Origin of the sequence: Nonlabens tegetincola, from assembly GCF_002954355.1 — a bacterium.
Taxonomy (GTDB): domain Bacteria; phylum Bacteroidota; class Bacteroidia; order Flavobacteriales; family Flavobacteriaceae; genus Nonlabens; species Nonlabens tegetincola.
The window spans coordinates 165,349-186,689 of the sequence record NZ_MQVV01000016.1 but is presented as its reverse complement, the minus strand read 5'-3'; the positions used below and the strand labels follow the sequence as shown (position 1 = coordinate 186,689).

General features: G+C 33.0%; 23 protein-coding genes. 7 read left to right on the top strand and 16 right to left on the bottom strand.

Annotated features, from left to right (window positions below; translation table 11 throughout):
• Window positions 1-157: 157 nt before the first annotated feature.
• The 16 genes from BST93_RS10230 to BST93_RS10155 form a co-directional block, all read right to left on the bottom strand.
• Window positions 158-1,219: an acyltransferase family protein gene (locus BST93_RS10230; RefSeq protein ID WP_105019105.1), complete on the bottom strand. Its 1,062-nt coding sequence runs from the start codon at window positions 1,217-1,219 to the stop codon at window positions 158-160.
• Window positions 1,220-1,365: 146 nt separating this feature from the next.
• Window positions 1,366-1,824: a RidA family protein gene (locus tag BST93_RS10225; RefSeq protein ID WP_105019104.1), complete on the bottom strand. Its 459-nt coding sequence runs from the start codon at window positions 1,822-1,824 to the stop codon at window positions 1,366-1,368.
• A gap of 158 nt (window positions 1,825-1,982) precedes the next feature.
• Window positions 1,983-3,224 carry a serine hydrolase domain-containing protein gene (locus tag BST93_RS10220; protein ID WP_105019103.1) on the bottom strand — a complete coding sequence of 414 codons (1,242 nt, stop codon included), beginning with the start codon at window positions 3,222-3,224 and terminating at the stop codon, window positions 1,983-1,985.
• 81 nt (window positions 3,225-3,305) lie between these two features.
• Window positions 3,306-3,638, bottom strand: a complete 333-nt coding sequence (locus tag BST93_RS10215; RefSeq protein WP_105019102.1) for a hypothetical protein — start codon at window positions 3,636-3,638, stop codon at window positions 3,306-3,308.
• A gap of 211 nt (window positions 3,639-3,849) precedes the next feature.
• Entirely contained in the window at window positions 3,850-4,776 is a 927-nt protein-coding gene (locus BST93_RS10210; protein WP_105019101.1) for a DUF2971 domain-containing protein, read from the bottom strand.
• A gap of 192 nt (window positions 4,777-4,968) precedes the next feature.
• A complete protein-coding gene (locus tag BST93_RS10205) occupies window positions 4,969-5,517 on the bottom strand; it encodes a hypothetical protein (protein ID WP_146105015.1) in 549 nt (182 codons plus the stop codon).
• Between the two features lie 271 nt (window positions 5,518-5,788).
• Entirely contained in the window at window positions 5,789-6,262 is a 474-nt protein-coding gene (locus BST93_RS10200; RefSeq protein WP_105019099.1) for a hypothetical protein, read from the bottom strand.
• A gap of 131 nt (window positions 6,263-6,393) precedes the next feature.
• Entirely contained in the window at window positions 6,394-6,819 is a 426-nt protein-coding gene (locus tag BST93_RS10195; protein ID WP_105019098.1) for a hypothetical protein, read from the bottom strand.
• 266 nt (window positions 6,820-7,085) lie between these two features.
• Complete coding sequence (locus BST93_RS10190) at window positions 7,086-7,637, bottom strand: DUF2199 domain-containing protein (RefSeq protein WP_105019097.1); 552 nt, start codon at window positions 7,635-7,637, stop codon at window positions 7,086-7,088.
• A gap of 411 nt (window positions 7,638-8,048) precedes the next feature.
• Window positions 8,049-8,999, bottom strand: coding sequence for a hypothetical protein (locus BST93_RS10185; RefSeq protein ID WP_105019096.1), 951 nt, complete (start codon window positions 8,997-8,999; stop codon window positions 8,049-8,051).
• 495 nt (window positions 9,000-9,494) lie between these two features.
• Entirely contained in the window at window positions 9,495-9,947 is a 453-nt protein-coding gene (locus tag BST93_RS10180) for a lipocalin-like domain-containing protein (protein WP_105019095.1), read from the bottom strand.
• A 441-nt stretch (window positions 9,948-10,388) separates the two neighbouring features.
• A complete protein-coding gene (locus BST93_RS10175) occupies window positions 10,389-10,835 on the bottom strand; it encodes a DUF6389 family protein (RefSeq protein WP_105019094.1) in 447 nt (148 codons plus the stop codon).
• Between the two features lie 20 nt (window positions 10,836-10,855).
• Window positions 10,856-11,227 carry a VOC family protein gene (locus BST93_RS10170; RefSeq protein WP_105019093.1) on the bottom strand — a complete coding sequence of 124 codons (372 nt, stop codon included), beginning with the start codon at window positions 11,225-11,227 and terminating at the stop codon, window positions 10,856-10,858.
• Between the two features lie 202 nt (window positions 11,228-11,429).
• On the bottom strand, window positions 11,430-11,903 hold the full coding sequence (locus tag BST93_RS10165; RefSeq protein WP_105019092.1) for a hypothetical protein: 474 nt from the start codon (window positions 11,901-11,903) through the stop codon (window positions 11,430-11,432).
• Window positions 11,904-12,030: 127 nt separating this feature from the next.
• The gene (locus tag BST93_RS10160; protein ID WP_105019091.1) at window positions 12,031-12,492 is read right to left on the bottom strand and encodes a hypothetical protein; all 462 of its coding nucleotides are present in this window, start codon (window positions 12,490-12,492) and stop codon (window positions 12,031-12,033) included.
• A gap of 502 nt (window positions 12,493-12,994) precedes the next feature.
• Window positions 12,995-13,504, bottom strand: coding sequence for a hypothetical protein (locus tag BST93_RS10155; protein ID WP_146105014.1), 510 nt, complete (start codon window positions 13,502-13,504; stop codon window positions 12,995-12,997).
• A gap of 498 nt (window positions 13,505-14,002) precedes the next feature.
• On the opposite strand from BST93_RS10155, the gene BST93_RS10150 reads away from it, so the two are divergent.
• The 7 genes from BST93_RS10150 to BST93_RS14315 all read left to right on the top strand — a co-directional run bounded on the left by BST93_RS10150 (window position 14,003) and on the right by BST93_RS14315 (window position 21,339).
• Entirely contained in the window at window positions 14,003-15,220 is a 1,218-nt protein-coding gene (locus BST93_RS10150) for a site-specific integrase (protein WP_105019089.1), read from the top strand.
• 27 nt (window positions 15,221-15,247) lie between these two features.
• On the top strand, window positions 15,248-16,429 hold the full coding sequence (locus BST93_RS10145; RefSeq protein WP_146105013.1) for a hypothetical protein: 1,182 nt from the start codon (window positions 15,248-15,250) through the stop codon (window positions 16,427-16,429).
• Window positions 16,430-16,562: 133 nt separating this feature from the next.
• Window positions 16,563-16,841 (top strand): helix-turn-helix domain-containing protein, encoded by a 279-nt coding sequence (locus BST93_RS10140; protein ID WP_105019087.1) that lies wholly within the window; start codon window positions 16,563-16,565, stop codon window positions 16,839-16,841.
• Between the two features lie 11 nt (window positions 16,842-16,852).
• On the top strand, window positions 16,853-17,749 hold the full coding sequence (locus BST93_RS10135; RefSeq protein ID WP_105019086.1) for a hypothetical protein: 897 nt from the start codon (window positions 16,853-16,855) through the stop codon (window positions 17,747-17,749).
• Between the two features lie 139 nt (window positions 17,750-17,888).
• Window positions 17,889-18,080 carry a helix-turn-helix transcriptional regulator gene (locus BST93_RS10130; protein WP_105019085.1) on the top strand — a complete coding sequence of 64 codons (192 nt, stop codon included), beginning with the start codon at window positions 17,889-17,891 and terminating at the stop codon, window positions 18,078-18,080.
• A 14-nt stretch (window positions 18,081-18,094) separates the two neighbouring features.
• Complete coding sequence (locus tag BST93_RS14320; protein WP_219843753.1) at window positions 18,095-19,366, top strand: SNF2-related protein; 1,272 nt, start codon at window positions 18,095-18,097, stop codon at window positions 19,364-19,366.
• 38 nt (window positions 19,367-19,404) lie between these two features.
• Window positions 19,405-21,339, top strand: a complete 1,935-nt coding sequence (locus tag BST93_RS14315; RefSeq protein WP_219843752.1) for a C-terminal helicase domain-containing protein — start codon at window positions 19,405-19,407, stop codon at window positions 21,337-21,339.
• The last annotated feature ends 2 nt before the right edge of the window (window positions 21,340-21,341 follow it).

Sequence of the window (21,341 nt, the reverse complement as noted above, 5' to 3'; positions counted from 1 at the left end):
TAATTATACACCAGGATGGTTGTGTTTACGCTTTCGCGAAAGCGTACTCAACAACCCAACAACTTTCAACTCCATGATTATCTAGATTGTTTTGCGGGATCCTGTCATTCCTGCAGATATACCTTATTGATGGGTTGTGCAGCGTTGGTTATCAAAATTAATAGAAGTGCTTTTTCAATCTTAAAAAGGGCTTTTCAAATACACGATAGGAGATGATACTTACAAGTATCGTGAGCAGTAATGCGCTAGCCGATAGTAATAGCCAATGCGAGAATTGCAATACGGGAATAAATTTCAACAGCAACAAGATGATAATGGTATGGTATAAGTACAAACCATAGGTGTATAACCCCAACTTTGTCAACCAGGAATTGTTACTAATCCTTAGCGGATTGCTTCCCAAGGTAAAGAGTATACAAACTGAGAAAAGTATTCCCCATAACAATGGAAAAAGATAATCTATTTGTTCCCATTCTAGGTTAGGTATAGTGAAAACTACGCCTAGTGTTATTAATGCAAAAAGGTATTTGACAGCCTTAGGAATTTTATTGAGTTGCTCAATCGTGTGTTTTTTATACATGAACAAGTACGCTGGTATAGCACCAAAGGAAAAATAGTCCAGATGTGTAAATAAATCTATAGGAGCAATGTCGTAATAAGCATAAATAAACCGCACCATATGAGCGAGCAATATGCAACAAAGCGATAAAGGAAGAATACGTTTAACTGGCAGCAAATAGAATAAAATGCCCCAAAGAATATAAAAATGTTCTTCTATACAAATGGACCACATTACTCGTAAAGGAGCACCATCGGGAAATTGATCGGTGATCATCATCATGTAATTTTCTGCAAATAGTAAGGATACCCATAACCTAGGTTCATAGCCTTGATTTTCAAAAGGAATATGGAATAGCTGGAGTAAATAAGGCGATAAGTAAGCAAATGCTACTAGCAAATAAAATAACGGCCAGATCCTAAGAATTCTGCGTGCAAAAAACTTTTTAAGGGAAATACTACCACGGTTTTCCTTTTCATAAAGTAGGATGTAGGTAATGAGAAAACCACTCAATACAAAGAAGAAAATAACACCTATAGAACCGCTATTTAAGAAAAAATCGATATAGGGAATATTGGTTTTGGGTAAATGCAATAGAAACACCAGTAAAAAGGCAAAAAAACGCATGGCGTCAAAGGTGTGAAAATGCGTTCTACTCATTCCTTGTGGTGGTTGTATCTCGTGTTGGGTTTTAAGTTTCTAAAAGTACAATTTCAATAACTATTTGATCGATTATTCCATAACGAATAGTGACTGTAACGTATAGTCAGTTTATTTATGGAATGTTTTATTCAATCAATAGCTGTTTAATTGTTTAACGTACAGGTAACCGTTAACGCAACGCAGAAGTTGCGTGGCAGGTTGTGCACTCCAAAAATTGCCCGACTGTGTTGTCCTTTCTCTTCCAGAATTTTTAAAAACAAATCAGAGGCTCCATTAACTACCTGCGGTGATTCATCCCAATCGGGCGCAGCTTGATAATACGCATCTATGTGGTTAATTCCTAGTAGATTATCAAAGCCTATTTTTTCCTTTATTTGCGCTAGTACGTTTAACGCGCACAATTCCATGGCTTGATATCCTTGCTGTGTGGTCACTTCTTTTCCCAGTTTTCCTTGAAATTTATAGGTTCCGTTTAAAATGGGAAATTGTATCGCTATATAGGCAATACGACCTCTTACATTAACCGAAACATAACTACCACCTGGAGTGTAAGCTTCTGGTATGTCGTAGCCTAATTTTTTTAAATTTTTCAGTTCGTTCATGATGGCTGTGTGTGCAGGTTTAACGTATTTGTTGTTATAGAGTAGTGGTGTGGTGTTTACGCTTTCGCGAAAGCGGAATAACCTTCCTACTATTAGGTACGATTACTCATTGTCAAGAGCTAAAAACTGCGGTTACTATTGCATACAGAAAGCCTTTATTACTGCTTGCTACTGCTTTTGAATATAAAAATAGCGCCGATAATAATTAGAAGATAACCTACCAGCAACAAGGTCAAAAGGTAGGATTTATTGCGTTGCATTACTACGTAATCGGCAATTCCTGCTTTCCAGAAGATCCATTCATCTGCCATGCGCGATGCGATATCATAATTACCCGTTTCCAGAATAATGATACCGTCTTTAGATTTAAGGTCAATTCTAGCCGCCGTATTGATGGCATTATTACCGCTACCATCGTGCCCAATTATTTGAGAGTCTGGGTCATTTTGACTATAAAGATGAGGTCCCAAACCATAAATACCAGTGGTGCCTATAAAGGTTTCGGCAGTGGTCATTTCATTAATAGTTGAGCTTGAAAGCACAGGATTTTCAGACACATTTGCGTTTAAAAATTTAGCTAGATCGTGAGTAGTAGTGTACAATCCGGCAGCAGCTAGTGCGGTGAACCTGTTCATAGATCGTACCTCACCATTTTCTTTATAGACTTGGGCCAGTTGTTTATTGGTCGCGTCCTGATATTCAAAGGTAGAATGGTACATTTCTAACGGGTCAAGAACCTCATTTTTCATATACTGGGTAAAGGGTTGACCGCTTACTTCTTCAATAAGTAATTGTAGGATGGTATAACCAGCGCCAGAATACAGGTACTGGCTTCCAGGTTCAACTCCTACCATTGCCACACCATCAGAGTAATCTGTGTCTGCAGCTTTATTTAGGGATTCTTCAATGGTTTGTATGCTGTCAGTAGCCGCAAAACCACTGTAACCTAAATCGTCAATCAATCCTGAGGAATGTGATAATAAGCGTCTTACTGTTACTTTATTGTTGTCAAAATCACTGTCGGGCAGTTGCCATCGAGTTAGGTACTTATCAACCGGTGTGTCTAGATCTATGTTACCTTGTTGTACCAGTTTTAAAACTCCAAACGAGGTGATCCATTTACTTATAGAGGCAACAGGAAAAACGGTATTTTGATCTACGTTACCTTGTTGGGCATAGAAATATTCTTGTGAAACCTCACCGTTTTCTATAAGAGTCATGGCAAAATTGCCCACGAACTCTTGATCAACCACATCCTGGGTAGCGTTTATAAAGCTATCAGAAGTATTTTTTGAGGTGATAGGACGCAATAGAAAACCGTCAATAAATCCAAAGCCTACAAATGCTGTCCAAATTACAAGTGCGAATAAAGCGAGCGCAATTCTTTTTATTTGTTTCATTGGTTAGGGTTGCTTGTGTGGTTTAAAGCTAATAAAAAAAATGGCGTGTAGTTTGATTTTTTATTGATGTGGCAATCACAATTAGCTAAAAACCGCCCAAAGAAACATCATTACAGATTCAAAGGTGGATACTTCCTTATCAGGCTCGCAGTATTTTTTTGATAGATACCGAAGAGATTTTTTATCCCATCGACGATCAAAAATTAGATTGAGTTCAATCTTATGTGCTTCAATTTCATGGTGCGATAAAAGATTCTGTTTTATTGCATGTTCCTTATTGATTAGTTGGGTAATCTTTTCAAACTCTCCATTTTGAAACAACTTTTTTTCTTCAGCTGTTCCGATTTTTAATAAAGTAGATTTTTTCCCTTGATAAATATTGAAAATGGCTAAATGTTTTTGTTTTAACTTCAAGCTTATAACTGTTTGTGTAGAGTATTAAAATAATATCTGTATTTAGTCTTTTTAGTTCGGTCGCGATTATTTCAAATTGTTATAATGCTTTGGACAATGAGTAGTTGTGTGATTAAGCAGTTAACTTTGCGTGTAAGTACCAAACTGAAAATCCGCGAGGATTTTTGTAAGTAGGCAATAAGCCAGCAATAAAATTTATACTTTGTTGTACCTAGTTAATTTTTTTTGATTCAATTTCAAATGTATTTTGCTTTAAATATGTTTCATACAATTCTATTTCTTTAAAATTAGAGTAATTTTCTTTTAATATTTCTATTATTTTCAATTTAAGTTCATCAGATGCTTTTACTCCAAAATAAATGGCTTTCAATCGTTTCTCATTAAACGCTATTTTTCTTGAATTTGGGTTTTTCGAATCGATGTTATTTACAATAGAACGATATTCATTCTCATATTTCCATTCAATAGATTTACTATATGTTATATGAAATTCAGAATCCTTTACATTTTCATAATAATTTGTCTGGCTGAAATCCTTAATATAATTTATCGGATATAATTCATTTTCTTTTTTTTCAAATTCTAAACAATAACCTTTGTGACTATCTGAATAGTGAGACCACATTAAAATCGAATTTTTGTTTCCTGTAAAACAGCAAATACCAATATTATTTAACTTGTTTTTAAAAGACTCTTTCTTTTTTCTATTCGTTTTTTTTAGTTTTCCATTTCTTTCGAATGAAACTAAATTGATATTACAATCAAAAGGGTCGTTAAAAGATTGATGACTATTGTGGTATAAATACTTGTTTTTAAGAGCATCCAAATTAAATCCATTTTCATCATTTGAATAAAATTTAAATATAGTTTTTGGCTGAATTTGTTTTTCCCTTAACCTTCTTAAAACTCCTTCAGTAGATTTTGAATAATCAAATTTTTCCTCTTCATTTATTAGATATCTTTTACTTTCCTCAATTCCTAAAAAAATCTCAACGAAGTCAATAATTCTTTCATTAATCTTGGTTGTAGGACGAAATTCAATTCCGAAATTAAAGGGAGAAACAATTTCAATAAATCGATCTAAAGAGATATTATGAACTCTTAAGAATTTATTTAATCTAACTACTTTTTCGTTCATTTTATAATTAGGTACAACACGCACAGGTTATGGGGAGTTCACGCAGAAAGCTTTGCCTTCTAGAGTGTACGGTAGCTGTTGGTTTGGTTAGTATATTGTTTTCTCAAATATACTTAATTAAAAAATACATAGCAGGCATTTTCGGATGAGCAAGAAACGAGCAATTGCGTATAGCCCGTGTTGCCACACGTTTTATTTCCGTTGTATTCTTTTTATCAATTCTAATATTTCCTTAGCTCCTGTTTCGCTCAAACTTCCATATTTCATATTAGGCGAAAAAGGTCGGGATTTAGTCATCCAAGTATCATCTGTTGAAAGCCATATCTTACCAATTTGTGTATCATTTTGGTCGAAAAATCGAAAAATGTAGTCAGATTCTGTAACAGCCCAAGTTGTCTCTCTAAAACTGAAGTTTTCCGGATTATTGAAAAATGTTATGATCTCTTCAGTTTCATTTTCGGAAAGTGTTTCAGATGTTATTCGGCTTGTTAGAAAAGCGTTTCTATAAATTTTTGCTTTAGCTACTTCTTCTCGAGGGAATTTCCATTCATCTTTCCCGAAATTCTTTTTGTACGCTTTTTGTTGTTCATTCCAATCCCTATGACCATAAAACTCTGCGAATTCTTTTTCGGGAATATGTACGGAATAGTATTCGCCTCGGTCAAAAATGTCCCAAACGATTATAAATCCGATTGTCAGTATCATAAGTAAAGCAATCAATATTCGTTTTAATATTTTCAATTGGAAGTGATTGGTTTAAATGTGTGGCAACACGCACAGGTTATGGCGAGTTCACGCAGAAAGGGCAGCACTCTAAAGTGTACGGTAGCTGTTTGTTTGGTTAGTACTTAGTTTTCTCAAATATATAGATTTCATACTTATAAAGTAGGAGTGAGGACTGAGAAAATGAGCCTATTGAATAGTAAAATCAGGATTGTTTTATGATCTAAATTATGCTAGAAACTAATCATAAAAACACTTGATTTTTAGCTTAGTTCATTGTTGTAACACGTTATTTTTCCATTATATATTTTTCAAAACTGTCAAACGTAACGCTTTCAATTTCCTTTTTTGAAGGATAACTATGTCCATAAAGTCCTGCGTATAGAGGAATCGGTTTAATAGCTTTTTGTCCTTTTTCTTTAATATTTATTTTAATTGGTGTCAAAACATCTCTTTCGACAGCAATACTAAAATCAGACCACCCAAAATTAAATTCGGATTTACACCTTTTACACGTCCACTTCTCATTTGAACATTCAGGTCCTTTTTTGAGAGATTTAATGTCAAAGTAATTTTTTACCTTACTTATCAATAAAGATGTTTCCCAAGCTTTAAAAGCTCTACCGTAGTCTGTACAATTAATTCCGACTATTTGTAAAAATCTTGGATATTGGCAAGCACAAGAATTTTTTTGGTAATAATTCTTAACAGCTTGTTCAAGTAATTCAGACGCTTTATTATATCTTATTTGAAAATCTTCCACAGGTTTAGGTCTAATATGTTACGGTAAAACGTATGATTTTTTGACTAAGAACTTAAGCTCGCAATTCCAAGTAAATTCAGACGTAGTCGAATCCGCCGTAATCGCGACTGTACATTGTTGTGTTACGTTTTTTATTCAATTATCTTAATTTTTATTCCGTTAAATTCCGTTGTCCCATTTAATTCATAAGTAGTATTCGATTCATAGTATGGTTTCCACTTTTTTAAAGTCAAAACACTATCATTACTCCACTCAATTATTTTATAGCCATTTGGAATTAGTCCTTTTTCAAGGTCATTTTTGTTTTCGTCATTGTTAATTACTGACCAAAACACTCTTGAATATCCAAATCCACCGTTGTCAAATTGATATTCATAATATTTATATTTCTTGCCAGGTGAAATAGATTCCGATAGAATAATTAGATTCGGTTCGTCAAGAGAATGTTCAGATTTAAAAGCTTCTGCAAGGTCATTCAATTCCGAATAGATTTTAATTCCAATTCCGATTATTCCAATCAATATTATTCCGACAATTATTAAAATCCATTTTCTCATTAAAACCCAAAGATTTTCGTTTTAAGCACCATTTTTTTCAAATGACGCAGAACACGCACAGGTTATGGCGAGTTCACGCAGAATGCGCGCATTCTAGAGTGTACGGTATCTGTTGGTTTGGTTAGTACTTAGTTTTCTCAAATATATTGAATTTCATACTAATAAAGTAGGAGTGAAGACTGAGAAAATGAGCCTATTAATAGTGATACCAGGATTGTGTTAGGATTCGAATTATGCTAGAAATTAATCAAAAGAACACTTGGTTTTTAGTTTAGTTCATTGTTAAGCAATCTTTTTGTCATTTCATTTATTCTTTTTTCCGCTTCTGTTTTTGTAATTCCATCGTAGTAATCTTTAACGAGTTGATGGTCAAAATCCCGATGAGGGAAAATTTCAGGTCTACTATTTCCTGTTTTAGTTACTACATCACAGGGAATTGACATAGTGTCTCCATATTCAGGAATATTGCTACATAGCCAACCAAAATATCCAGTTTCGTGATTTTCATTGTCAAAATTAGCCTTATAATCTGAATAGCTTTTCTCGCTTAACGAAACCCAAAGTCCATAATCCAAGTTTTCACATGTGTCATTCACTTTTTGAGTCAGTGTTACCCTTATAAATCGGTCAATTTGGTCTTTATAATGAATTTCGCAAAAGTCAGGATCCAATTTCCCAAGTTCAGACTTTTCTTGGTCAGAAAGGAAATCATAATTAGCTGGTGATTTAAAGGCTAAAGCTGGCCAATCTGAATGGACTTGTCCACATTCAGAGCATTTAAATTCAGTTGGCTTATTTTTCTTCTTTCTCCAAAACATTAATTAGTCCGTTTTATAAAAATTAAACACGAAACAATAGTCACAATCAGAATTCCTATTGTTCCGAAAATTATGAGATTTAACCATATTCCAACATTGTGAATTCCTGACGCAAATTTGTTCAACAATGGTTCAGCGGAAAAGAAAAGAACAATTGTTAAAATGACATAAGTCAAGAAATGAAATCCTATAATTTTACGTTTTTTCACAGTTTTCTCAAATGTTGGGTAACACGCACAGGTTATGGTGAGTTCACGAATAATGCGTAGTACTCTAAAGTGTACGGTAGCTATTGGTTTGGTTAGTATTTTGTTTTCTCAAAGATACTTAATTAAAAAATACATAGCAGGCATTTTCGGATGAGCAAGAACCGAGCAATTGTCTATAGCCAGTGTTGTGCGTAGTATTTTATTATTCGTAAATGCATTCATTTCTTACTTTCACTCCTTTTACTTCCAATTTCTTTTTCATTTCCAACCAAGTTTTGTCCATTAATACTCCTGCTGGATAGAGTTTTTTTCTAAAATCATTAGTAATGACTCTCATACTGTTTGGTTGTTTCCCTTGGCTTTCAAAAACTACTTCTTTTATATCCGAATATTTGTAAATTATTTCTTTCCAAATAAAGTTATGGTTTCGAATAATTAAAAAGTCTTTTGTAAGTCCAAAATAGTGCATTGACCATGAGTTCAATACAAACCAAAAAGTACCAAAAAGACAAAAGAATATTACAGCTTCTAATTTTAGATTTATTCCTTTAATTATTAACATAAAAGTAAAAACTATAATAAGTCCCCAAAGTGAAATTCCCCTCAAACTTGTAAATTGATTTCCTTTAAACATCTCTATGTTTTCAAATCGAAGTTGAGCACTCTTAACTTTCTTTGGTTCGTATAATTTATATTCTTGCTTTTTAATAATTACTTGTTCCAGGAACGATTTTACTTGAAAACTGTTTGAGTACATATCGTCGAACAAAATTTTATCACTACCATCATTAAATAAAATTACTGTTCCCTCCATTGGAAAGTTTATTATAAAGCGAAAAGGTATTTTGCCTGTTAGTATGACATCTTTAATATTGTTCAGTCTAAATGTCTCTTTCCCAATTTTTAAATTATTTCCGTCGATAATTATTTTCGGTGAATTTTTCCAATATGTATGGACCATCCAAATTGCTAAAAGAAAAATTATACAGCCAAAAATTGACATAATAATACGTTTGATTTCTGCTTGTTCATTTGGTACACCTTCCAAACCAATGAAAATCATAAATGAGCCTAATGCAAATAAGAAAAGAAATCCAAATGCTATTGTGGCATAGAATTTTAATGGATGTCTTTGCGTTTCAATTATATTCATTAAGTTATTTTTCAAATTAGGCACAACACGCACAGGTTATGGCGAGTTCACGCAGAATGCGTAGCATTCTAGAGTGTACGGTAGCCATTCTTGCATCCGACGAGTGCGCTTTCGCGAAAGCGGCATGAGTGGAATGCACCAATTTGCTATAACCGTAGTTGTTGACGGTACCAGTAACGTTGGTTAGTGTTTAATTGTTTAGGTTATAAATATAGTTAGATAAAAGCAAATTACAGCGACTTGTCTCCGAAGAGCAAACGCAGTTTGCGAGAGGAAGACACGCGTGGTTCTAAGCTATAAGTTCAGGAGAGAATTGAGCGCTAGCGAAATGGCCTGAACGACCGTAGGTATCGTCCAGCAACGGCTCGGTATAAGCCTTGTTGCGTTTTTTTACTCTAAAAGTAAGTAAAACATTACTGACTAGAAAGTCCGCGAGGACTTTCTCAAGTAAGCTAAATGCCAGCAATAAGGTTTATACTTTGTTGTAAACAGTTATTATTCTACTCTAACAAATTCATCATAATAATAAGAACGAAGATTTTCACCATCACAAAGCTCATTTGGGTCAGCATCATAATATCCAATACGAAGAGTATTATTAGTTAATTCAAAGAAAGTTGGATTATTAGTATCTCCTTCTATTTTTGCCGTCAAATTATTTCCATTCAGTGACCAAGTTCCAGTCTCATGATAATATTGTTCACAATTTCCATTTTGCAATTTATATCCAGTATCACTTACAGTTCCGTTATTAAAAAATATTAGTCTTCCAGTTTGTATACAAGAATCAAAATCATAAACAATCTCACTTCCAGTTGAGCAAACATTAACTTCTTTAATAGGTTTCCAAGTTCCGATAATTGAACCTGAATTAATGTTAGAATTATCATCACTTGAGTAAGATGAGAAAATCATAAGTCCGATTAAAATTTCGCAAAATAATTTCATTTTTTCATTCGTAAATTTTGGTTTAATTGTTTACAACACGCACAGGTTATGGCGAGTTCACGCAGAATGCGCAGCATTCTAGAGTGTACGGTAGCCATTCTTGCATCCGACGAGTGCGCTTTCGCGAAAGCGGCATGAGAGGAATGCACAAATTTGCTATAACCGTAGTTGTTGACGGTACCAGTAACGCTGGTTAGTGTTTAGTTGTTTAGGTTATAAATATAGTTAGATAAAAGCAAATTACAGCGACTTGTCTCCGACGAGCAAACGCAGTTTGCGAGAGGAAGACACGCGTGAAACTAACCTATAAGTTCAGGAGAGAATTGAGCGCTAGCGAAATGGCCTGAACGACCGTAGGTATCGCCTAGCAACGGTATCGGCTATGAGTAGTTGCCTGCCTAAAGGAAGGCTATGATTTTTTAGCCATTGTTATGTGTATTTTTAATTTAGCTTGATTGGTAAATTCATTCCATAATCTTCATCCGCAATAATTGTCACCGGAAGATTAATATTTTCATTATTTGCCTTTTTCCAAACAGTTTTTAACCAATCCCCAACCACATCAGATAGAACATCATTGACTTCAAAGCTCGAATCAAATGGATCCATCAGAGGCACATTAGGTTTTAAACCTTCTGGAGTATGAATTACATTAATTAAGTCTGCAGAATCTTCAATTGCTTTATTTAGTACGTATAAGTCAGGACCTGATAAAGAAACTCGAACTCCAAAAGTTCCTTCTCCGTCTTGATCAGGAAAAATCATTAATTCAACGCCTTTAGTTTTCTCAGGTAGAGCTTGTAATGTCTTGTTTAAATTTACTAAGGCACTTGATGAGTTTTCATCTAGTACTTTTCTCAACTCAATTTTGTATTCGTTTTCTTCCATAAAAATTTGACTTCATATTCTTATGTGATTTTGTTTTTAGTCATTAATTCTATCAGATTTCCATCTATATCTTTTAATAAGATGTGTTGATGGTTTTCAGAATTCCATAAATTCTTGATTATTTGAATATTTAACTGTCTAATACCTTCTAAATACCCTTCAATTTCATCAACAAAGAATCTTAATTCAACATTCTTTGTCACACTATCTCCAAGTTTCACCTCATGAATTTCAAAATGAAAGTCATCATAGATATAGGTAAATGTTTTTAATCCATTTTTAAGAATCGTTTTATTGAATAACATTCCGAGTTCTTCGTAAAATTCAACTTGGGCTTGATAATTTACCGAATTGAGAATTATTCTATTTGTTTTCGGTGGAGGATCGAACATTTATATTATTTGTTTCAGTTACACATAACACGCACAGGTTATGCTGAGTTCGAGAAAGAAGCTTCGCCTTATAATGTGTACGGTAGCCTTTGGTTTGGTTAGTATTTTGTTTTCTCAAATATACTTAATTAGAAGAAAATTTAGCAGGAATTTATGGAAGAGGAATAATCTAGCAATTGCGTATGGTACATGTTGTAACACGTTATTTTTCCATTATATATTTTTCAAAACTGTCAAACGTAACGCTTTCAATTTCCTTTTTTGAAGGATAACTATGTCCATAAAGTCCTGCGTATAGAGGAATCGGTTTAATAGCTTTTTGTCCTTTTTCTTTAATATTTATTTTAATTGGTGTCAAAACATCTCTTTCGACAGCAATACTAAAATCAGACCACCCAAAATTAAATTCGGATTTACACCTTTTACACGTCCACTTCTCATTTGAACATTCAGGTCCTTTTTTGAGAGATTCAATGTCAAAGTAATTTTTTACCTTACTAATCAATAAAGATGTTTCCCAAGCTTTAAAAGCTCTACCGTAGTCTGTACAATTAATTCCGACTATTTGTAAAAATCTTGGATATTGGCAAGCACAAGAATTTTTTTGGTAATAATTCTTAACAGCTTGTTCAAGTAATTCAGACGCTTTATTATATCTTATTTGAAAATCTTCCACAGCTTTAGGTCTAATATGTTACGGTAAAACGTATGATTTTTTGACTAAGAACTTAAGCTCGCAATTCCAAGTAAATTCAGACATAGTCGAATCCGCCGTAATTGCGGTTATACATTGTTGTGTGTAGTTATTTTTCCGTAATAATTCTCTCCAATTCTTCCATTGCACTTTCATATTCAGTACGCTCGAATATAATTGCTTTTATATCAATTGTTTCAGCTATTTCCTCTTCGTTATCATATCCGTCACTCCAAACAAAGTTTTTCCATTCTACAATTTTTTCAGTTTGGTGTTTTTCAAACATTATTGCTCCGCAACCTTCGTCTCCACATTCACCGCAAACATAGGCTGAAAATAAGCCATTCTCCAATCTTGATTTTTCTGATTCACGTAATTCTTTCAACTCTGATAGTTCAAAGTCAACATTTGTCTTCCAACCAAATTTTCCGATATTTCTACCAATATCTCCAATTAATTCAGCGAGTGATATTCCATTTATTTTAAAATCAATATAAGTTCTATCTCCAGAACACACTTGTGCTTTTTTTGCTAAAAATTTCTTTTCGAATGTTAGTTTTGATTTCAGCACAATGTTGGTTTTTAATTACACACAACACGCACAGGTTATGGCGAGTTCACGCAGAATGCGCAGCATTCTAGAGTATACGGTTGCCATTCTTGCATCCGACGAGTGCGCTTTCGCGAAAGCGGCATGAGAGGAATGCACAAATTAGCTATAACCGAAGTTGTGGACGGTACCAGTAACGCTGGTTAGTGTTTAGTTATTTAGGTTATAAATATAGTTAGATAAAAGCAAATTACAGCGACTTGTCTCCGACGAGCAAACGTAGTTTGCGAGAGGAAGACACGCGTGAAACTAATGAATAAGTTCAGGAGAGAATTGAGCGCTAGCGAAATGGCCTGAACGACCGTAGGTATCGTCCAGCAACGGTTTTGCATATTGCTTGTGGCGGTTTCAAGGCATTTTCCTGTCCAACGAAACCAAAGCTGGCTAAGGAACGAAAACCTTGCTGGCAGCCGTTCACCCGCCATAAGCTATATGCGTTGTTGTGGTGTCGTTATTTCAATTTTCATTTGTAAACAATCAAATTAAAGATAGAATCACACTTTTCATCAGGTCTCAATTTTAAAGTTGTCCATCCACTTTTAAGGATATACTCTGAATCAATTCCCGTCACACAAGAGTTCGACATTTCTTTGTTCGGATTATGGCTTTCATATGCGTCCCTTATGAACGACTTTAACAACTCTTTCTTTTCGTCCATACGAACAAAAGTCTGATAGTCTGTCCCTTTGTCAATAATCAATAATGATTCATACTCACCTTTTTTCAAATTGAAAATCTTTTCAGAATATCCAGCAATTCCACCATAGGTGTTTTGTTGGATTGTTATCTCATCAGAATTCAATATTGTATCAAGTTTTTCTTCGTTCGTTTTGCTACAGCTTGAGAATACCAATATTGCCATTATCAAGAAAAGTAATTTAACTATTTTCATTGTTTTAAATGCACCACAACACGCACAGGTTATGGCGAGTTCACGCAGAATGCGCAGCATTCTAGAGTGTACGGTAGCCATTAGCGTTAATTTGCTATAACCGAAGTTGTGGACGGTACCAGTAACGTTGGTTAGTGTTTAGTTATTTAGGTTATAAATATAATTAGATAAAAGCAAATTACAGCGTATGCTGTGCGTGTTGCTGGACGGTAAGTTCAGGAGAGAATTGAGCGCTAGCGAAATGGCCTGAACGACCGTAGGTATCGTCCAGCAACGGTCTCGTATAACCGTCAGTTACGGGATTAAAGTTACTATTTTTCGGTTAAGAACTGACGTTAGCAATTCCGAGTGGATTCGGACGCAGTCGAATCCGCCGTAATTGCGGTTATACATTGTTATATAGTATCAATACTCATTTTCTTTAAATTACTCTTAAACCCTTTATTTATAAGGGTTTTATGTTTTTATGTAATGCAATTTAAAGCAATAAAATGCTACTAAATGTTAGGTTTGTTGTACCTATTGTTGTACCTTGGTAACACGTTGCACCCATTTGCACAGCTTAAAAACCAGAGTTTTATGTCTTCAATTAAAGTAGTTTTAAGAAAAAACAAGATAGATAAAGCAGGACTTGCACCGCTTTATTTACGAGTAATCAAAAACAGAAAAACTAAATTCATCTCATTAAGTGTAAAACTACAACCTAACGAATGGGATGAAGATAAGCAAAAAGTAAAGAAGAATCATAAAACTTCAACAAGGTTAAACGCATACATTTCAAGGAAGATAGCAGATGCAGAAGGCGAGATTGCAGACCTTGAAAGAAGAAATCAATCTACATCAGCAAGAAGAATAAAAGAAGCCATTAAGGGTAAACCCTTAATTAACTTTTTTGAGTTTGCTTATGATAGATGCGAGAAGCTTAAAGATACTGTTACGCTATCTACTTACAGAAGCTATAAAAACAATATAGAAAAATTTGAAAGGTTTATAGGGCATCGTGAAATAATGTTTGATGATATTACAGCAACAACTCTTAAAAATTACGCTTCACATTGCAGCTCTAAATTAGGCAACAATAACACAACTATAAATTATGCGTTTAGAATCCTAAATTTAATGTTTAGAGAAGCTAAAAGCGAAGATTTAATATCTAATGAACTTGCACCTTTTACAAAGTTTAAAGTAAAGAAAAACAAGACTACAAAGCGTTATTTAAACGAAGAACAGTTTGAAGCTTTTATGAATTTAGAAGTGCCACAAGAACATAAAGCACAAGTTATCAAAGATATGTTTATATTTTCTGTTTTTTCTGGTGGTTTAAGGTTTGGTGATGTTATCGAGTTACAATGGAAAAACTACGATAATAAAAACCACCGTATCACAAAAACAATACGTAAAACCAAAAGGCAGCATAGCATTAGGATAGGTCAAAAAGCGGTTGATATTTTAGAGAAGTATGCAGCCGAAAATCAAAATCAAAACGATATAATTTTTCCGTTTGCTAAAGTCGATGAGCTATATTTTAAAGATAGAGAACACAGAAGCCTAATAACCAATAGAGCAATTTCTTTAAGCAATATGTATCTAAGTAGAATGGGTGAAGAATTAGAGCTACCCTTTAATCTATCATTTCATATTAGCCGACATACATTTGCTACCAGAGCTTTAAACAATGGTATGCGAATAGAACACGTATCAAAATTAATGGACCATACAGATATTGGTATCACTCAAGTGTATGCAAAAATTATAAGTAGTGAGTTAGATAACGCAGTCGATAAATACATCAATTAGCCTATGTACGGACAACCAAGTAAAAAAATGGAAATCAAGGAAAAAGCAAGAACATATGCAAATAAGCTGTTTCCTTCAATTTTATGGATTATAGAGAGTCCTTATGATTATCAATATGGGAAAGAGATTAAATTGTCTAACCCTAATGAGGTATTCCCAAATGTAAGATTAGATATTGTTTTTGAAAGTTTTACACATCCTCAAAAAACATTTCTATTTGAATTGTTGGATAAACGTTTCGATGTTTTTATGAATAGGAAATGGTATGACTTTAATTCATTAACAACTCGTGTTTTTCAAGAAAATTTTAAATCAATGAAGATTCCAGAAGAATTGGAGTTTTTGTCAAGTAAGGAGTTTTTAAAGGCTACTGAAAACATTATTGAAGAAAAGCGAAATAAGATTGCAGAAATGTATCAGCAAATGAGGTCAGAACTAATTGATGAAGTTTTTGCGGATATTGAACCCTCACAAGATATTGAAGAACCAGATGATACAAATAGGTTGTATAATATTTTGGATGATGTACGCAGGAAAGACCATTCTTATTTAGAGCTATACAGTATAATAAAAAAAGAAACAGAGCTTGATCCTGTTGCGCTTCAATACTTGTATAAGGATATTGAAATTTATGCTTTTTCCGAAAAAGAAATGCACGAAGCTACATTCTTTCCTGACGAAGTAGATGCGGCATTAAAAAAATTACGTGATAAAGGAAAATCTACTGAAGATTTGATTAAAGAAGGGTATTTAAAGGAATCCCTTTTGATTGATAAGGATGAGCAAAAGCAAAAGAAACCAACTTATATCATTGATTATGAAAAGTTACTTTTTCCTTTCGAGTTCTATTCTATTTATGATATGCTTAGGATAATTAAAAAAGAATTGGATAAACATCAAGGAACAACCAATAGTGATGCAACTTCTAAAGTGAATTTAGACAAACTGAAAGTTAATCTTTCTGTTCCTCAACTGGCATTTCTTTTTAAGATGATAAATGATTTAAAACCATCAATTTTTAATTTAAAATCAGAAGCAGAACTGCACAGATTTATTTCAGCTAATTTTCAAACAAAAAGTTCTGATCCAGAAAAAGGAATTAGTGAGAATAAACTAAGAATATTGTTTAATTCACCTGATCCTAAAGCTGCTGAATTTTGGGAAAAACATATCAGGACAATACAAGCAGAAATTAAAAATTTAAAATAATTTATTTTCATATAGACCCAATAAACACAAGGGTTTTAGTAAGGGTTATATAACCCTATGTAACTGTTTTTGCTATACTTCATTACACACATTTGCATTGATTTTATTGTTGAATTAAAATTTTCAAAAGCAAATGGAAGCAATTATTTTATCAAAAAACCAGTACAACGAACTTCTAAAGAAAATTGATGAAGTTAAAACATCATTGGACGAAAAACAGAAAAACCCTAAAGATGTTTTTGTCGACAATCAAGAGTTTTTGCAATTAATGAATATTAGTAAAAGAACAGCTCAAACCTGGAGGGATCAAGGAGTTGTATCTTTTTCTCAAATAGGCTCAAAAATTTACTATAGAATGAGTGATGTAGAAAAACTCTTGGAGAAAAATTATCGCAAGGCATTTAAAAAATAAAATGGTGGGTGTTGTACGATACAATCAAAATAGTAAAGTCTTTAGCGAAAGTACCTAAAGAAGTAAAGAACGGTGTTAACGAGCCTTTTTATTGGAATAACTGTTTGTGGTTGCCTCGATATAATAAATTAGGCGAAATAGTGTGTTATTACTCGCATTTGAATAATTTAAAACTATGGTTGAGAGGTTCAGAATTATCAATTACAAACAGTCTTCAAAAATTCTATTGTAATAATAACCATTCGCCTTTTAGTTATTCTCAAGTAAATGAAGCGATTCATTATTTAATAGCGCATTTCGACTGTGATTTAAGTGCTGCAGAAGTAAAAAAGGTAGCAGTTGGTACTGTGATAGATGCTTTTCCCGAAGATACCTTTAACAGTTGGGAGCAGTTTAAAAATATAAATCCATCGTTTATGAAAAATAAGACTAAAATTTATGGTGTTAATTTTAAGGCTACAAACTATAATATTAAAGGTTATGATAAAACTTATCAAGTAAAGGCAGAAAGTGGATTAACCTTGCCAAAAAGTGTTATACGTTTTGAATGTGAGGCTTATGCAAAATATTATAATCAAAGGAAGAATAGTATACCGATTTATAAACTTTCCGATTTAGTAGATAAAAACGTTTTCAAACAATTGTCGCTTGATTTGTTGGAAGTATATACATTGATTAAAAAAAATAAAGTAATAGATTTTGGGAAATTAAGTCCTTCAGAAATAAAGCTTTTAGCTACTTATGGTAATTCAGAAATATCATTAGGTTTAAAACAGCATCATAAGCATACTTACAAAAAAGAGCGTCAACAGTATTTGAAATTAATTAAAGGCTTCCCAGAAACAAAATATGAGAAGGAGGTATTTAAGAAACTTGAAGACCAAATTCACTTCTGTATAAACACGTGATTTTTCAACTTGTAATATACCTGAAAACAGGGGTAATTACTCTGAATTATTAGAGGTGATACTTTCTTGATAAAAATACAAAGCAAAACAGTGTATTTCTATAAAGTAAATAACTATATTTATCGTTCAATTTTCCATTATGAATCGCATTAAAGAAGTTTTAGAAGAAAAAGGTATAAAGCAAGTCTGGTTGGCTGAAAAGCTCGGTAAAAGCTTCAATACGGTAAATGGTTATGTGCAAAACCGTACCCAACCAAGTCTGGAAGTACTTTATGAGATAGCAGAAATTTTAAACGTAAAGGCGAGTGACCTTTTAATAGAAAACCAATAGAAGTAAATAAGAATATGTCAAATATAGACCAAACAGACTTAACTTTTTTTACTAATGAAGAAGGTCATAGTTTATTAAATAGATTCAAATCAACTTTGCGTGATACACAATTGTTCGATGTGTTAGTTGGCTATTTCAGATTAAGTGGTTTTCATAGATTATATGATTCTCTTGAGCCTTTAGAGAAAATTAGAATATTGGTAGGTTTAAATGTAGATAAGGACTCTTACGATATTATTTCACATCACCAAGAAATGGCGATGTTGGATTTAGAATCACATAAAAGAACCAAGAAAGTATATCAAAAGAATTTACTCGAAGAAATTGAAGATACTGAAGAACCTGAAAACAAACTTCAAGAGGGTATTGAAAAATTCATAGCTTTTTTAAACGCAGATTGTTCAGACCCTGAAATAGATAAAGCTTATCACGGTAATGGTAAAAAATTAGAAATAAGAGCATATCCATCTAAAAATATTCACGCTAAAGTGTATATCGGAAAGTTTAAACCAGAAGATAGAGACTACGGATTTGTTATTACAGGTTCAAGTAATTTTTCTGAATCTGGCTTAATTGCTAATCGTGAATTTAACGTAGAGTTAAGAACAAAGCGAGATGTGTTATTTGCTGAAGACCAATTCAATAAACTATGGGCTGAATCTGTAGATATTTCAGAAGATTTTATAGATACTATTGAAAATAAAACGTGGTTAAGTGAAAATATCACGCCTTATGAATTGTACTTAAAGTTAATTTACGAATATCTTGAAGAAGATATAAATCTAGAAGATGAGTTCGACCCATTTCTACCTGATGGGTTTATGAAACTTAAATATCAAAGTCAAGCGGCCATACAAGCGAAGAAAATATTAGATAGGTATAATGGTGTGTTTTTAGCTGATGTAGTAGGACTTGGTAAAACATTCATTACAGCTTTATTATTACAACAATTATTAGGTAGAACATTAGTAATTTGTCCACCTGTATTAAAAGAATATTGGAAAGACTCTCTTTTTGATTTTGGTATTAGAAGTTTTGAGGTTGAATCATTAGGAAAGCTAACTCATATTTTAAAAAAGGGAACAGAACGATACGATTATATCGTGGTAGATGAAGCACATAGGTTTAGAAATGAAGGTACACAAGCTTATGCAGACTTATTGGAAATTTGTAATAACAAAAAAGTAATTCTTGTTACTGCAACACCACTCAACAATACCATTAACGATATTTTTGCTCAACTTAAATTATTCCAATCACCAAAAATTCAACTATTCCAGGGGTAATAAATCTGGAAAAATATTTTGCAGGTTTACGAACAAGATTGAATAAGGTAGATAAAGCAGACCCAGAATACAAGCATCTTATTAAAGAAATATCTGATGATATTCGTAACAATGTGTTGCGTTATGTAATGGTAAGGCGAACACGTAATGATGTTATGACCTACTTTAAAAATGATATGCAAAAACAAGGCTTGGTATTCCCAACCCTTAATGATCCAAGCAAAATTGTTTATCAATACGAAGGTAATTTAGAAGCCATTTTTAAGTCTACCATTCAACAGTTATTAGAGTTTACTTATGCCCGTTATACGCCTTTATTATTTTACAAAGGGAATAAGCAATTAACGGAATTTGAAAAACAGCAACAGCGTAACGTCGGTGGCTTTATGAAAGGCATTCTGGTTAAGCGTTTAGAGAGTAGTTTTTATGCGTTTAGAAAAAGTATAGAAAGGTTTATTAATTCTTATCAAAACTTTATCGATATGTACAAATCAGGTACTATCTACATAAGTAAAAAAGTAGATGTATATGATTTATTGGAAAACGATGATATTGATAAACTAGAAGAGTTGGTAAATGAAGATAAGGCTCATAAATACAAATCAGAAGATTTTACACAGAATTATCCGGACTTACTTCAAAAAGACCTCGATATTCTAAAAGGTATAAAAGAGTTATGGTCATCAGTTAATGAGGACCCAAAACTAGAAAAGTTTATTCAAGACTTAAAAGCAGATAAAACACTCAAAAAAAGTAAACTTGTCATCTTTACAGAATCCAAAGAAACTGGAGATTATTTATATGAAGCCTTATTGCAAGAGTTTCCTGAAAAAGTAATGTTCTTTTCAAGTAAAGGCGGTAGACATACTAACGATACGTTGCTATCTAATCACAATGTGTCAAGAGATATTATCCAATGTAATTTCGACCCTAACCGAAAAAAGAAAGACCAAGTTAATGATATTCAATTTTTAATAACTACAGATGTTTTAGCAGAAGGTATCAACTTACACCGTTCAAATGTATTGGTGAATTACGATTTACCTTGGAATCCAACTCGTGTATTACAACGTGCGGGTCGTGTAAATCGTTTAGGTAGTGCGTTTCCTTTTGTATATATCTACAACTTTTTCCCTACTACGCATTCCGATGCGCATTTAGGACTTGAAGTAAATATCACGAATAAAATTCAAATGTTTCACGATATTTTAGGTGAAGATGCTAAATATTTAAGTGATGGTGAAGAGTTTGGTAGTCAAGAGTTATTCAATACCTTAAATAATAAAAAAGCGTATTCAGGAGAAGATGAGGTTGGTGATTCCGAATTAAAATATTTAGAAATCATTAGAAACATCAGAGATAATGAAGCCGACTTATTCGAGCGTATTAAAAAGTTACCAAAAAAGGCTCGTAGTGGTTTTAATAATAATGATGTTGAATTACAAACAATGCTAACTTTTTTCCGTATTGGCAAACTCAAAAAGTTCTATCAGTTTCAAAGTGGTAAATCCAATGAGGTAACGTTCTTTGATGCTGTTCAAGAATTAGAATGTACACCAAAAACGCCAAGAGCTAAAGTCCCCGAAAACTTCTTTACAATGTTGCAAACTAATAGAGCAAAATTTACGCTTGATACCACATCAAAAGAAGAAACAGGTGGTAATAAAGGACGTTCTAATGCTAAATACATTGAAGACCGCATCATAAAAGATAAGCTATTTAAAAATTTTAAAGGCTTTACGGAAACCGATGAAGAATTTATAGCAGCAGTAAAGGCAACGCTTAAAGAAGGTAAAATGGCAAAGAAAACAGCTCAAATTGTAAAAAAAGAATTGGAAAAAGTGATAGAACCTTTACAAGTATTGCAAGTATTACGCAAGTTTGGTCGTATTCAGTTGGATATTACCAACAAAAACAATAAAAAATTTCAGAAAAGAGAAGTCATTCTTTCAGGATATATTACCAATAAGTAATT

What these genes read in the sequence shown, in the direction of transcription:
- BST93_RS10230 (WP_105019105.1), bottom strand. Translation starts at nt 1,219, where the DNA reads ATGAGTAGAACGCATTTTCACACCTTTGACGCCATGCGTTTTTTTGCC.
- BST93_RS10225 (WP_105019104.1), bottom strand. Translation starts at nt 1,824, where the DNA reads ATGAACGAACTGAAAAATTTAAAAAAATTAGGCTACGACATACCAGAA.
- BST93_RS10220 (WP_105019103.1), bottom strand. Translation starts at nt 3,224, where the DNA reads ATGAAACAAATAAAAAGAATTGCGCTCGCTTTATTCGCACTTGTAATT.
- BST93_RS10210 (WP_105019101.1), bottom strand. Translation starts at nt 4,776, where the DNA reads ATGAACGAAAAAGTAGTTAGATTAAATAAATTCTTAAGAGTTCATAAT.
- BST93_RS10195 (WP_105019098.1), bottom strand. Translation starts at nt 6,819, where the DNA reads ATGAGAAAATGGATTTTAATAATTGTCGGAATAATATTGATTGGAATA.
- BST93_RS10190 (WP_105019097.1), bottom strand. Translation starts at nt 7,637, where the DNA reads ATGTTTTGGAGAAAGAAGAAAAATAAGCCAACTGAATTTAAATGCTCT.
- BST93_RS10185 (WP_105019096.1), bottom strand. Translation starts at nt 8,999, where the DNA reads ATGAATATAATTGAAACGCAAAGACATCCATTAAAATTCTATGCCACA.
- BST93_RS10180 (WP_105019095.1), bottom strand. Translation starts at nt 9,947, where the DNA reads ATGAAATTATTTTGCGAAATTTTAATCGGACTTATGATTTTCTCATCT.
- BST93_RS10175 (WP_105019094.1), bottom strand. Translation starts at nt 10,835, where the DNA reads ATGGAAGAAAACGAATACAAAATTGAGTTGAGAAAAGTACTAGATGAA.
- BST93_RS10170 (WP_105019093.1), bottom strand. Translation starts at nt 11,227, where the DNA reads ATGTTCGATCCTCCACCGAAAACAAATAGAATAATTCTCAATTCGGTA.
- BST93_RS10155 (WP_146105014.1), bottom strand. Translation starts at nt 13,504, where the DNA reads ATGGCTACCGTACACTCTAGAATGCTGCGCATTCTGCGTGAACTCGCC.
- BST93_RS10150 (WP_105019089.1), top strand. Translation starts at nt 14,003, where the DNA reads ATGTCTTCAATTAAAGTAGTTTTAAGAAAAAACAAGATAGATAAAGCA.
- BST93_RS10145 (WP_146105013.1), top strand. Translation starts at nt 15,248, where the DNA reads ATGGAAATCAAGGAAAAAGCAAGAACATATGCAAATAAGCTGTTTCCT.
- BST93_RS10140 (WP_105019087.1), top strand. Translation starts at nt 16,563, where the DNA reads ATGGAAGCAATTATTTTATCAAAAAACCAGTACAACGAACTTCTAAAG.
- BST93_RS10130 (WP_105019085.1), top strand. Translation starts at nt 17,889, where the DNA reads ATGAATCGCATTAAAGAAGTTTTAGAAGAAAAAGGTATAAAGCAAGTC.
- BST93_RS14320 (WP_219843753.1), top strand. Translation starts at nt 18,095, where the DNA reads ATGTCAAATATAGACCAAACAGACTTAACTTTTTTTACTAATGAAGAA.